The organism is Gordonia sp. CPCC 205333, assembly GCF_048537885.1.
Taxonomy (GTDB): Bacteria; Actinomycetota; Actinomycetes; order Mycobacteriales; family Mycobacteriaceae; genus Gordonia.
The window spans coordinates 227,658-240,445 of record NZ_JBCLVI010000004.1 but is presented as its reverse complement, the minus strand read 5'-3'; the positions used below and the strand labels follow the sequence as shown (position 1 = coordinate 240,445).

Genomic DNA, 12,788 nt, shown 5'->3' with positions numbered 1-12,788 from the left:
TGACTTCATCACAGGTTGTCTCCGCAGAACTGTCCACCGTCGAGACGCAGGCGCGTCTCGGCCCGAGAATGCACATCACGACCGGCTCGGGGTGGTCACCGAAGGTGTGGCTCCTGCTGGTCGTATTGGCCGGCGCACTATTCCTCGACGGCCTCGACATCTCCATGGTCGGGGTAGCGCTACCGTCGATCGGCGACGACCTCGGCATGACTTCGTCGCAACTGCAGTGGATCGTCAGCGGCTATGTACTTGGCTACGGCGGGCTGTTGCTGCTCGGCGGCCGGGCCAGCGACCTATTCGGTCGACGTCGCGTATTCCTTGCCGCACTGGGGGTTTTCGGCGTCGCGTCGGTAATCAGCGCCGTCGTCGATATCAACGGGCTGATCATCGCGTTGCGCTTCATCAAGGGGATCGCGGCGGCATTCACGGTTCCGGCCGGCTTGTCGATCATTACCACCACCTTCGCTGAAGGTCCCGCTCGCAACCGTGCGCTCAGTATCTATACGGTCTGCGGCGCGAGTGGATTTTCCCTTGGCCTCGTCTTCGGCGGTCTGTTGACCGAATTGTCCTGGCGGGCAACGCTATTGTTCCCTGGACCAGTTGCACTTCTGCTGTTCGTCGTCGGTATGCGGGTGATTCCCAAGATTGCCGCACCGTCGTTCCGATGGGCGCAATTCGACGTGATCGGCGCGCTGACGAGCACCGGATCGCTTCTGCTGTTGGTGTTCGGCGTGGTTCGCGCGCCTGACGTCGGCTGGGCCGCACCGGCGACCGTCGTGACCCTGGTAGCCGCTGCGGTGTTGATGGCCGTGTTCGTCGTCGTCGAAATGAGGCATCGACATCCGTTGCTGCGCTTGGGAATTCTGCGATCAGTGTCGCTGGTGCAGGCGAATATCTCAGCTGCGTTGATGTTCGGCGGCTACGTAGCATTCCAGTTCGTGGTCACCCTGTACCTGCAGCGATCACTTGGCTGGTCGCCGCTGGCGATGGCATTGGGCTTTCTGCCCGCTGGGCTGATCGTCGCATTGAGCGCGACCAAGATGGACAAGGTACTCGACCGAGTGCCGACCCAGCTACTGCTGGTGGTGGGCTTTGCGGCGTTCCTCGGTGCGTACCTGTGGTTCGAGCGGTCGCATGAGAGCGGCGGTTCGTACGCGGGCTTCCTGCTGCCGACGATAATTCTGCTCGGTGTCGGCTTCGCCCTGACCTTCCCGTCGGTCATGTCGCAGGGAACCGCCGGCGTAGACGACGATGAGCAGGGCCTGGCCTCGGGATTGGTCAACACCTTCGCGCAAGTCGGCGGAGCGGTCATGATGGCGGTGGTAACAGCCATCTTGGCTTCGTCGCACGAAGCGGTGGTGCCCGGCCAACCGTTGCCGGGTATGTCCACGGCAATCTGGGTAGTCAGCGGGTTGTCGTTGATAGGTCTCGTCGGAGCGCTCGTTGTCGGCGCGAAGGCGAAGGCATTGAGCGCGATTAATTCGTAGGGTTGGGAAGCTGTCACCCGCCCCCCTTGAGTGCTGGCACTCTCCTGTATAGAGTGCTAGGTGGCACTGTGAGAAATCCTCGTTCACCCGCGACGGCGAGGCGATCACATCAGGGCCGCAAACTTTACTTCTCCAACGAAAGAAGAGGACTCACATCGTGGCGAGCGTGAACATCAAGCCGCTTGAGGACAAGATCCTGGTGCAGGCCGTCGAGGCTGAGACCACCACCGCGTCGGGCCTAGTTATCCCCGATACGGCCAAGGAAAAGCCCCAAGAGGGCAAGGTCATCGCTGTTGGACCCGGCCGCTGGGACGAGGATGGCGACAAGCGCATCCCGCTCGACGTCGCCGAGGGCGATGTCGTGATCTACAGCAAGTACGGCGGCACCGAGATCAAGTACGGCGGCGAGGATTACCTGATCCTCTCGGCCCGCGACGTGCTCGCTGTCGTCAGCTAGCAACTCGCACTACAGACAAGTCCGCCCCGGCCTCCATCAGGAGCCGGGGCGGACTTTTCGATTGAGGAGCGACGCTGAGTAGCTCGAAGTCGGGTAGGAACGAATGCGCTCAGCTGACCATTCGACGTCGACCGCGCTTGATCAGCATCGCGCGCTCTGACTCGGACAACCCGCCCCAAATTCCGTACGGTTCGGCCACGGCCAGCGCGTGCTCACGGCAGGACGCGAGTACCGGGCACTGGTTGCACAGTTGTTTGGCGCGACGCTCGCGTTGGGCGCGGGCGCGGCCACGCTCTCCGTCGGGATGGAAGAACACCGACGACTCGACGCCGCGGCACATCCCTTGCATCTGCCAGTCCCAGATATCGGCGTTAGGACCGGGTAGCTCATGTGGCAACGGCATTGCGTTCTCCTCTTCGGAAAGACGGCTGTCTCAGCGACTGCTATCGAAGTGCAATGCACACATTAGGCAGCGCCGAGAAATAGAGTCAATTCGGCTATTTCGTGTCGAAAACGTGTATTTGTTTCCCGGTTGTTAACTGTTTAGTTGGCTTCTGATCAAACGAGTTCCACGAGTTTGGTGTTGCCATCATCGATGGATCTGAGCTGCGCAAACTGGGCTGACCAGCCTCGATGCCGCTGCTTGCGAGGTAGTTCAGGCATGGCGTCACCGTGACCCTCGGCGATGTCGATTAACATCAGGGAAATAGCGGTGCCATCCCCTGGTGACTAGTGTGACGAATATCGGCGAGAATTCGGCAGGTTAAATTCATGCAAACTCCAAACTCAGCGTTTGTGCGGCAGTGGTGGGACAACGTCGTAACGCTTGGTGCGCAAGGTTATGTTCGTGCAGGTGAAGGCAGAATGCGGCAATTGTCGGATGCCTTTCGAGGCACCGATCCGGTCGTTGCGTCACTGTGTGCCAGCACACGTGCGTCCTGGATCAGGCAAGCTGGCCGGCACTCCGATGCCGCGACCGTTGACGGTGCGGCGGCATCGTTCGCGTTCGCGGGGACCGACGCTGATCCGTCGGCGTCGACGGTCGCGGCACTCGGCGACGCACTCACCGGGTTAGCCGCCGACAACCTGGGGATCGGCAGATTCGGGGCGAGCGGGCGACTGCTGAATCGAGTCGAGGAAGAGGTATTGCCGGCAATAGGGTCCGACGCCGGATTTATCTTCGGCGATCGCATCCACCTTCGTTGGTGTTGGGTCAGTACCGAACTTGCGCTCTATCGTGGTGACTTCGCCGCCGCCGTCGAACACAGCGGACGTGGCGTCGACGCGGCGCGATCGGTGCCGTCCGAACGTCATCGGATCAAAACCGACCTGATCGCGGCGGCGACATCGGCGGCAAACGATGACGTCGATACAGCGCGTGCGTTGGCGGCGTCGTGCGCGCGACGCTGCGCGGGCAACGGGTTGCTGCCCCTGCGTTGGGCCGCCCTGACCATGTTGTCGGGGATGGCAGACCAGGCTGGGCAACGGGAGGGAGAACGGGAGGGAGTAGGAACCGAACTCGCGGACATCGCAACAGAATTGCGTCGTCGGGGTATGTATATGTGATGGATTGGCGTGACAGGTGTGACCTGCGTTTTCATTGTGACGCACTCATTCGACTGAACGGGCGATTCGGGCCGCTCACACTGACGCCGCTAGAGTAAGGGCCGGGTCGGACCCGGTGGTCGACCGCAGCCGAGCAGCCATTGGTCGCAACGTGCGGGAGTCTGCCACAGCCACGCCTTCGACCTGCTCGTTTGACACCGACCGTAACAGCCGATGTAACACAGGGGCCTTCCTTACCGATGAACTTGACGGGTGCTGAATTGGACGCCGCAGTCCTTGCCGCAGGGCAGGGTGATCGCGCGGCACTTGAATCAGTGCTTGAAAGTGTGCAGGAACCGATACTTCGGTACTGCAGAGGACGCATTGGAATCGGAGAACGACACCTGTTCTCCGCGGACGACATCGCGCAGGAGGCCTTGATGGCGGTGATGACTGCCCTGCCCCGGTATCGGGATCAGGGGCGCCCCTTCATGGCATTCGTATACGGCATCGCTTCCCACAAGGTTGCCGACGCTATGCGCGTCGTCGGCCGAACTAAGGCAGACCCGGTCGACCTCGTGCCCGAAACCCCGTCGGTATCCGGCGGCCCCGAGCAGATGGCCATCCAGGCAGACACCAGCGAGCGGATGAAGCAATTGCTCGACATCCTGCCGGAGAAGCAGCGCGAGGTGCTCATCTTGCGCATGGTCGTCGGAATGTCAGCCGATGAAACCGCTCAGATGGTGGGCAGTACGCCCGGCGCTGTACGGGTCGCCCAGCATCGCGCCCTCACCAAATTGAAGGATGAACTGAACAGGTCCGGAGGTATCGATGAGCGACGAGCTTAGTCGCCGCAGGTTGGGGTCAGTACCCAACCAGCCGTCGAATGACGTGGGTGACTCGTCGGGCTGGCAACACCACGGCACCGAAGAGCCATTGGACATGAACGCTGTCCGCGCCGACGACGAATTTCTTGAGGCGCTCGCGCGGGACATGCCAGTGTCGACCGCCGACGACGCCGAATACCAACTGGCCGGATTGCTGGCTGGCTGGCGACACGACATGCTCAGCGAGCCCGCCCCGGAGTTTCCGTCCGTCGATGATGTCGAACGTGCGATCATCGCATCGCAACCGCGCCCGGCGCGTAAAGCGGTCCGGCATTTGCGACTCGCCTCCGGTGCGGCCGCCGTCGTGGTGGTCGCGGCCGCCGGTCTTACCGTGCTCTCTCAAGGCGCCGCCCCCGGTGACCCGCTGTGGGGTGTGAAGAAGGTCGTCTTTGCCGAGCAGGCCAGCCAGACTCAAGCGGCCACCAACGCTCAGCAGAACCTCGAACTCGCCGAAGAGGCGATGGCACGCGGCGAAACCACACAGGCGCAGCAGCTGGTCGACAAGGCAGCGCAAGACCTCAAACCAGTGCGCGACGAGAAGACCCGCAAGCAGATGGACGATTGGATCGGCCGGCTGCGTGCGAGCGCGCCGAATACCGCAGCGACGTCCAAGTCGAGTGCGTCGGCAACCGATACCAAGACCGAACCGTCCGACAAGAGCAGTGATCCGGCCACTATTCCACCGGATATTCGTAACCAGTTGCGCTCGTCGCAGACCACTGAGCCGCCGCAGACCAGCCAGACGGTGCCGAGTACGGTTCCTGAGGTTCCGAGCACCACCGATCAGACCGCGGTGCCGACACCATCGACCAGAACTGCGACTCCGAGGCCTCGACCGACTACGGGCCTGCCGCCGCTCAGTATCCGGCCGAACTAGTCCATTCGACCGCTTCGGTAAGGAATCTCGACGTTGTGCGGGATCAGTTCTCTTGCGCGTCCGCGTACCCGCGGCAGTAGTCCCAGGTGACATACGCCTCGGGGCTAGGATCGACGGCAGGTTCGTGCGGACGTACGGTTCCGTCGATCAGTAGCTGAAGAAGGTTGGCGCGCAACATATCCCAGTCGTGGTAGTGGTCCTCGTGGCAGTCCTCGCAGACGACGACAAGACCCCGGACACCTCGCCTGGCCAGTAGGGCCTCGTATACGGCGAGGTCGGCGAGGTCTTCTTCGACAGCGAGCCGCTCATTCGAATCGAGTGGCACACCCGGCTCGACGGAATCGAGCGCCATCGCTGGATCGCTCGGGTCGTCGGCAAATGGGTCCGGCGGAAGGCCGGGTGGAAAATGATCGCGCACATACCCACGGTAGCCGATGCCAGGCGTGATGCACTCCTCGGAGAGTTCGCGCTGTGCGTAATTCGGCTGCCTGTTGACGCGCCCTGAGCGGACCACGGTGCGGCGTACGCCACAGAAGGGAACATCGGTGGCCGGGTCAGTGTTTCTGATTGCACTGGTAGGCGGCGTATCGCGGTCGATGGCGCAGTGTCGTTGACTCGCGACGCGATTCTTCGGTAGCAACGGCAACTCGATAGGATGATGTGATGACGAACGTACGCACCGGTGGCGACGATCCCGGCAAGGTTGCGATGCTCGGCCTGACCTTCGATGACGTGCTGTTACTGCCGTCGGCGTCGGATGTAATCCCCAGTGAGGTCGATACGTCGACGCAGGTAACCCGCAACATCAGCCTGCGCGTTCCGCTGGTGTCCTCAGCGATGGACACGGTTACCGAGTCGAGGATGGCGATCGCGATGGCGCGTGCGGGCGGTATGGGTGTGCTGCACCGCAATCTCTCCATCGACGACCAGGCCGGGCAGGTCGAGACCGTGAAGCGATCCGAGGCGGGTATGGTCACCGATCCGGTTACCTGTTCGCCGACCGACACTCTCGCCGAGGTCGACGCGATGTGCGCGCGCTACCGCATCTCCGGGCTACCGGTCGTCGATGACCGCAACAGCCTCGTCGGCATCATCACCAACCGCGATATGCGTTTCGAGGTTGACACCGATCGGCCGGTCGCCGAGGTGATGACCAAGGCTCCGCTGATCACCGCACAGGAGGGTGTCTCGGCTGAAGCCGCACTGGGACTGTTGCGCCGCAACAAGATTGAGAAGCTGCCGATCGTCGACGGCAACGGCACGCTCACCGGCCTGATTACCGTCAAAGACTTCGTCAAGACCGAACAGCATCCATTGGCGACCAAAGACGCCGATGGACGACTGCTCGTCGGCGCCGCGGTCGGCACCGGCGGGGAACAGTGGTCACGCGCGATGGCGCTGGCCGACGCGGGGGTCGACGTCATCATCGTCGACACCGCCCACGCCCACAATCGACTCGTCCTCGACATGGTCTCGCGTCTGAAGAAGGAAGTCGGCGACCGGATCGACGTCGTCGGCGGTAACGTCGCGACTCGCGAGGCGTCGCAAGCCCTGATCGACGCAGGCGCCGATGCAGTGAAGGTCGGCGTCGGCCCCGGCTCCATCTGCACCACCCGCGTGGTAGCGGGCGTGGGAGCCCCGCAGATCACCGCCATCCTCGAAGCGGTGACAGTTTGTCAGAAGGCAGGCGTTCCAGTTATCGCCGACGGTGGCCTGCAGTACTCCGGTGACATCGCCAAGGCACTGGCGGCCGGCGCGTCGACAGCGATGCTCGGTTCGTTGCTCGCGGGTACCGCTGAATCGCCCGGTGAGCTGATTTTCGTCAACGGCAAGCAGTTCAAGAGCTACCGCGGCATGGGGTCGCTTGGTGCGATGCAGGGCCGTGGGCAGGGCAAGTCATATTCCAAAGACCGCTACTTCCAAGACGACGTGCTCAAAGAGGAGAAGCTCGTACCAGAGGGTATTGAAGGGCGGGTACCGTTCCGCGGTCCGCTGTCACAGGTGGTGCATCAACTCGTCGGTGGTCTTCGCGCGGCGATGGGATACACCGGATCGTCGTCGATATCGGACCTGCAGCGGGCCCAGTTTGTGCAAATCACCGCGGCCGGACTCAAGGAATCTCACCCGCACGACATCACGCTGACCGCAGAGGCTCCGAACTACTACACGCACTAACCGGTATCCTTTCCTGTCGGTGTACCAGCAGTTTCAACGAAAGGCGCAAAGGTGCGTGACCTCGTCGACATCGGCATGGGCAGGACGGCCCGCCGAACCTTCGAACTGGACGACATTTCGATAATCCCGTCCCGTCGGACCCGTTCCTCGAAGGATGTGTCGACTGCCTGGCAGATCGATGCCTACCGGTTCTCCTCGCCGATCCTCTCGCATCCGACCGACGCGCTGGTTTCGCCCGAGACGGCCATCGAACTGGGCAAACTAGGTGCACTCGGTGTACTCAACGGCGAGGGCCTGTGGGCTCGGCACCGCGACGTCGGCGATAAGTTGGCAGCGCTGCTCGATGTGGCCGAAAACAACCCGGATCCACGAGCCGCCGTGCGGTTTCTGCAGAAGCTGCATGCCGCCCCCCTGAATCCCGAGCTATTGGGTGAGGCCGTTGCGCAGGTTCGCGATGCCGGAGTCACCACCGCCGTTCGGGTCAGCCCGCAGAACGCCCAACTGCTGACGCCAGCCCTGCTCGCGGCCGGCATCGAATTGCTCGTCGTACACGGCACCATCATCTCCGCGGAGCATGTTTCTGCCGACGACGAGGATGAGTCCGACCGCACACCGCTCAACCTCAAGACATTCATCGCCGATCTCGATGTTCCGGTCATCGCCGGCGGCGTCCACGATCACCGCACCGCGCTGCATCTGATGCGTACCGGTGCGGCCGGCGTCATCGTCGGATATGGCTCGGCCGCCGGCGCGACGTCGACGAATGAGGTTCTGGGCATTGGTGTTTCGATGGCGACCGCCATCGCAGACGCCGCAGCCGCGCGTCGTGAATACCTCGACGAGACCGGCGGTCGTTATGTGCACGTGCTCGCCGATGGAGATATCCACACCTCCGGTGACTTGGCGAAAGCCATCGCCTGTGGCGCTGACGCTGCAGTGCTCGGTACGCCGCTGGCCGCGGCGAGTAGCGCTCCGGGACGTGGTTGGTACTGGTCGTCGGCGGCAGCGCATCCGTCGACGCCGCGTGGTGCGCTGTTGCAAGTTGAGGCAGGCGATGCTCGTCCTAGCCTTGAGCAGATTCTCAACGGACCGTCGGATGACCCCTATGGTGAGTTGAATATCGTTGGCGCGCTCCGACGTTCGATGGCCAAGGCCGGTTATTCCGATCTCAAGGAGTTCCAGAAGGTCGGGCTGAACGTCCGGGCCTGAGGGCGGGGCTGAGCTGGCCGGCTGAATTCTGCGGCAAGAGGTGAGCCGAGGGAAAATCTCCCTTGATAGACCTGTTGGTGCGGAGAGCAGTTGTGAAATCCCGAACGGATCTGGGGCTCAAATTATTGGGTCCAGTACCCACGCGAAATCTCATCCCGCTCAACAGGATTGAAGGGCAATATGCCCTCCGAGGGCACTTACAGGGACGAGATTTACGGCTCGGGATAGTCGGACGACGTCTTCCGAACAGGCTCAGCACCTGCGCATCGCGTTCCGCACGCTCCGACTGTTGCCGCCGAAGTCGGGCCGGGCGGTCTGGCGAATTTTGCGCGGGGCCGGGCGGCTGTGCGGACTGAATTCTGTGGCGTGGGGTGCTAGGAGGGGGCATTGCCCTCTGTGCGGCTGTGCGCGCAGATTCGAGCTGGTGACATCTGCAGCCTGTCTTCAGAGGCGTCTCCAGGGAGGGGTTCCCTCGCCTCGGCTAGGAGCGCAGCCTTCAGCCGAAGGGTCTGCCGGCTGAAGACTGCGGCCTGAAACACTGCGGGGGAAAATTCACGTCTCCGACGACGACCGCGCAGACTTCAGCCTGACAGCCCAGCCAACTCGCTCACGCCGACCTCGACAACGCTCATTGTCGACTTAGGGTTGCCTGCCTTACCGGGCGACTTGCGCATAAGTACGATGACTCCATGTCGAACAGCCACTATGACGTCCTCATTATCGGCAGCGGGTTCGGTGGCAGTGTCACCGCGTTGCGCCTGGTGGAGAAGGGGTACCGCGTTGGCGTGATTGAAGCGGGGCGCCGCTTCGAGGACCGACAGTTCGCTAAGACCAGCTGGCGACTGCGCAAGTTCGTATGGGCGCCCAAACTGGGACTCCTCGGCATTCAGCGCATCCATTTGCTCAAAGACGTCATGATCCTGGCCGGTGCCGGAGTCGGCGGCGGCTCGCTGAACTATGCCAACACGCTGTACAAGCCCCCGACGCCGTTCTTCACCGACCCCCAGTGGAACCACATCACCGACTGGGAAGACGAACTGTCGCCGTATTACGACCAGGCGCGGCGGATGCTCGGCGTCGTCTCCAACCCGACCTTTACCGAATCGGATCGAGTGATGAAAGAGGTCGCCGACGAGATGGGTGCGGGCGACACATTCGTTTCGACACCGGTTGGTGTGTTCTTCGGTGAGAAGACCGGTGGCGAGGGCGCGCCCGGCGACACCGTTTCCGATCCCTACTTCGGCGGTGCCGGCCCAACGCGGACCGCGTGTACCGAATGTGGTGCGTGTATGACCGGATGCCGGGTCGGCGCGAAGAACACCCTACTGAAGAACTATCTCGGACTGGCTGAGTCAAAGGGTGCGACGGTACACGCGCGGACCACGGTGACTCAGGTGCGTCAAACATCAAGTGGTAGTTGGGAAGTGGATACGGAAGGGTCGTCAGCGTGGGGTCCGCTGGGAAAGCGGGCCCGGACATTCACCGCCGACCATGTCGTGATGGCGGCCGGCACTTTCAACACGCAGAAGCTGATGCATGCCGCAAAGGGTTCGACCTTGCCGATGATCTCCGACGCGATGGGGGTCCTCACCCGCACCAACTCCGAGTCGATTCTTGGCGCGATGTCGCGTAAAGCCGATCCGGCACACGACTATTCGCGCGGCGTGGCGATCACATCCTCATTCCATCCCGAGCCCGATACCCATATCGAGCCGGTGCGCTACGGCAAGGGATCCAACGCGATGGCCTACTTGCAGACCGCACTGACCGACGGCGGTTCGCGAACTCATCGATTCGGTCAGCTCGTGCGCCAGATCGCCCGCAACCCATTCCTGTTGGTGCGCTTGGTCCTCGTGCGCAAGTGGAGCGAGCGGACCGTCATCGCATTGGTGATGCAGTCGACCAACAACTCGCTGACCACGTTCGTTCGCAAGCGTGGACCGTTCAAATATGTCACTTCCAAACAGGGGCACGGCGAACCCAATCCGACCTGGATTCCGGCAGGCAACGAGGCGACGCGTCGTATCGCGGACAAGCTCGACGGCGGCCTCGCAGGCGGCACCTGGGGCGACATTTTCAATATTCCGCTCACCGCGCACTATCTCGGGGGCTGCGTGATCTCCGACGACCCGACGTCGGGCGTCATCGATCCATATCACCGCGTGTGGAACTACCCGTCGCTCTACGTCGTCGACGGCGCGTCGATCACCGCGAATCTTGGTGTGAATCCGTCACTTTCGATCTGCGCGCAGGCCGAGCGTGCTGCGGCGATGTGGCCGAACAAGGGGGAGGCCGACACCCGGCCGGAGCAGGCAGTGGGATATCGGCGGATCGCGCCGGTTGAGCCGAAGTCGCCGGTGGTGCCGGCCGACGCGCCCGGCGCGCTGATTCTGCCGATGCCGACCGTTCCGGCGAAGACCGCGACGCGGGAGGCCGCGTCGAAGGACGAGCGCAAGGACGCGCGCGCGGTCGGCTGAGTAAGCCAAGACCCGGCAACGCGCGGGTCCTCACGTCGCGGCGATCCCGTCCCACTAGACTCGAAGGCGTGACAGACACTTTCGCCGCCGATCTCTCCGGTAGTCCTCGTCCAGTCCTCGTCGTCGACTTCGGTGCGCAGTACGCGCAGCTCATCGCGCGGCGGGTGCGTGAGGCACGGATCTTCTCCGAAGTCATCGCGCACGATGCCCCGATCGAGGAGTTCCGCGCCAAGAAGCCGGTCGCGCTGATCCTGTCGGGTGGTCCAGCGTCGGTGTTCGCCGACGACGCCGCGGCGTTGAATCCCGCGATCCTCGACCTCGACGTCCCGGTCTTCGGTATTTGCTACGGATTCCAGGCGATGGCACAGGCTCTCGGCGGTACTGTCGCCAATACCGGTGGCCGGGAGTTTGGGCGAACCACGTTGACGCCCAACGGTTCTGGCGTCCTGCATCAGGGCTTGCCGGATGCGCAGCCGGTGTGGATGAGCCACAACGACGCGGTGCAGTCGGCTCCGGAGGGTTTCACCGTCACGGGTTCGACGCCGGGGGCACCCGTTGCCTCGTTTGAAGACCTGGATCGCCGGATGGCCGGTGTGCAGTATCACCCCGAGGTTTTGCACAGCCCGCACGGCCAGCAGGTGCTGACGCGGTTCCTGTACGAGGTGGCCGGCCTCGAGGCCAGTTGGACCCCCGCGAATATCGCCGATGCGCTGATCGACGCGGTTTCCGATCAGATCGGTACCGGCCGCGCCATCTGCGGTCTGTCCGGTGGTGTCGATTCCGCGGTGGCGGCTGCTCTGGTGCAACGCGCTATCGGCGATCGGCTGACCTGCGTGTTCATCGACCACGGACTGCTCCGAGCGGGCGAGCGCGAACAGGTGCAGCACGATTTCGTCGGATCGACTGGAGCCCGGTTGGTCACCGTCGACGCCGAGGAGAAGTTCCTATCCGAATTGTCCGGCGTCAGTGACCCGGAGGAAAAACGCAAGATCATCGGCCGTGAGTTCATCCGGTCCTTCGAAGGTGCGGTGAATGACGTACTCGGCGAGAGTGCGGAGTCGGGCGAGAAGATCGACTTCTTGGTTCAGGGAACCCTGTACCCCGACGTCGTGGAATCCGGCGGCGGATCGGGTACCGCCAATATCAAGAGCCACCACAATGTGGGCGGTCTGCCCGACGATCTTGAGTTCTCGCTCGTCGAGCCCTTGCGCTTGCTGTTCAAAGACGAAGTACGCGCGGTTGGTCGAGAACTCGGCCTTCCTGAGGAAATCGTTGGGCGCCAACCGTTCCCGGGGCCCGGCTTGGCGATTCGCATCGTCGGCGAGGTGACTGCGGACCGTCTGGCACTGTTGCGCAAGGCCGACCTGATCGCCCGCGAAGAGCTGACGGCTGCCGGCCTCGACGGCCAGATCTGGCAGTGTCCGGTGGTACTGCTCGCCGACGTGCGCAGCGTGGGCGTGCAAGGCGACGGTCGTACCTACGGCCATCCGATCGTGTTGCGGCCGGTGTCGTCGGAGGATGCGATGACCGCTGACTGGACACGGGTGCCCTACGAGACGCTGGAGCGTATCTCGACGCGGATCACCAACGAGGTGCCCGACGTCAACCGGGTGGTGCTCGATGTGACGAGTAAGCCGCCAGGCACCATCGAATGGGAATGAGGCCGGTTGCTGG

At 63.0% G+C, this 12,788-nt stretch carries 11 protein-coding genes; 9 read left to right on the top strand and 2 right to left on the bottom strand.

Annotated elements, in window-relative coordinates:
* Window positions 1-68: 68 nt before the first annotated feature.
* Together AAFP29_RS15630 and groES are read left to right on the top strand one after the other, a co-directional pair.
* The gene (locus tag AAFP29_RS15630) at window positions 69-1,487 is read left to right on the top strand and encodes an MFS transporter (protein WP_419218748.1); all 1,419 of its coding nucleotides are present in this window, start codon (window positions 69-71) and stop codon (window positions 1,485-1,487) included.
* Window positions 1,488-1,644: 157 nt separating this feature from the next.
* Window positions 1,645-1,944, top strand: a complete 300-nt coding sequence (gene groES / locus AAFP29_RS15625) for a co-chaperone GroES (protein WP_007319047.1) — start codon at window positions 1,645-1,647, stop codon at window positions 1,942-1,944.
* A 109-nt stretch (window positions 1,945-2,053) separates the two neighbouring features.
* Here groES and AAFP29_RS15620 read toward each other — a convergent pair whose 3' ends face one another.
* Window positions 2,054-2,347: a WhiB family transcriptional regulator gene (locus AAFP29_RS15620; protein ID WP_419218314.1), complete on the bottom strand. Its 294-nt coding sequence runs from the start codon at window positions 2,345-2,347 to the stop codon at window positions 2,054-2,056.
* A gap of 368 nt (window positions 2,348-2,715) precedes the next feature.
* Here AAFP29_RS15620 and AAFP29_RS15615 point away from each other — a divergent pair, with 368 nt between their 5' ends.
* The 3 genes from AAFP29_RS15615 to AAFP29_RS15605 all read left to right on the top strand — a co-directional run bounded on the left by AAFP29_RS15615 (window position 2,716) and on the right by AAFP29_RS15605 (window position 5,253).
* Window positions 2,716-3,510: a hypothetical protein gene (locus tag AAFP29_RS15615; protein WP_419218313.1), complete on the top strand. Its 795-nt coding sequence runs from the start codon at window positions 2,716-2,718 to the stop codon at window positions 3,508-3,510.
* 239 nt (window positions 3,511-3,749) lie between these two features.
* The gene (locus AAFP29_RS15610) at window positions 3,750-4,337 is read left to right on the top strand and encodes a sigma-70 family RNA polymerase sigma factor (RefSeq protein WP_419218312.1); all 588 of its coding nucleotides are present in this window, start codon (window positions 3,750-3,752) and stop codon (window positions 4,335-4,337) included.
* Window positions 4,321-5,253 (top strand): anti-sigma-D factor RsdA, encoded by a 933-nt coding sequence (locus tag AAFP29_RS15605; protein WP_419218311.1) that lies wholly within the window; start codon window positions 4,321-4,323, stop codon window positions 5,251-5,253. Before AAFP29_RS15610 ends, AAFP29_RS15605 begins: the two co-directional genes overlap by 17 nt.
* Before the next feature lie 43 nt (window positions 5,254-5,296).
* On the opposite strand, the gene AAFP29_RS15600 is transcribed toward AAFP29_RS15605, so the two are convergent.
* Entirely contained in the window at window positions 5,297-5,671 is a 375-nt protein-coding gene (locus AAFP29_RS15600) for a DUF5319 domain-containing protein (protein WP_419218310.1), read from the bottom strand.
* Window positions 5,672-5,916: 245 nt separating this feature from the next.
* On the opposite strand from AAFP29_RS15600, the gene guaB reads away from it, so the two are divergent.
* From guaB to guaA, 4 genes are all read left to right on the top strand, one after another.
* Window positions 5,917-7,428 (top strand): IMP dehydrogenase, encoded by a 1,512-nt coding sequence (guaB, locus tag AAFP29_RS15595; protein WP_419218309.1) that lies wholly within the window; start codon window positions 5,917-5,919, stop codon window positions 7,426-7,428.
* Between the two features lie 51 nt (window positions 7,429-7,479).
* Window positions 7,480-8,637 (top strand): GuaB3 family IMP dehydrogenase-related protein, encoded by a 1,158-nt coding sequence (locus AAFP29_RS15590; protein WP_419218308.1) that lies wholly within the window; start codon window positions 7,480-7,482, stop codon window positions 8,635-8,637.
* A 689-nt stretch (window positions 8,638-9,326) separates the two neighbouring features.
* On the top strand, window positions 9,327-11,114 hold the full coding sequence (locus AAFP29_RS15585; protein ID WP_419218307.1) for a GMC oxidoreductase: 1,788 nt from the start codon (window positions 9,327-9,329) through the stop codon (window positions 11,112-11,114).
* Between the two features lie 68 nt (window positions 11,115-11,182).
* Window positions 11,183-12,775, top strand: a complete 1,593-nt coding sequence (gene guaA, locus AAFP29_RS15580) for a glutamine-hydrolyzing GMP synthase (protein WP_419218306.1) — start codon at window positions 11,183-11,185, stop codon at window positions 12,773-12,775.
* Window positions 12,776-12,788 lie beyond the last annotated feature (13 nt).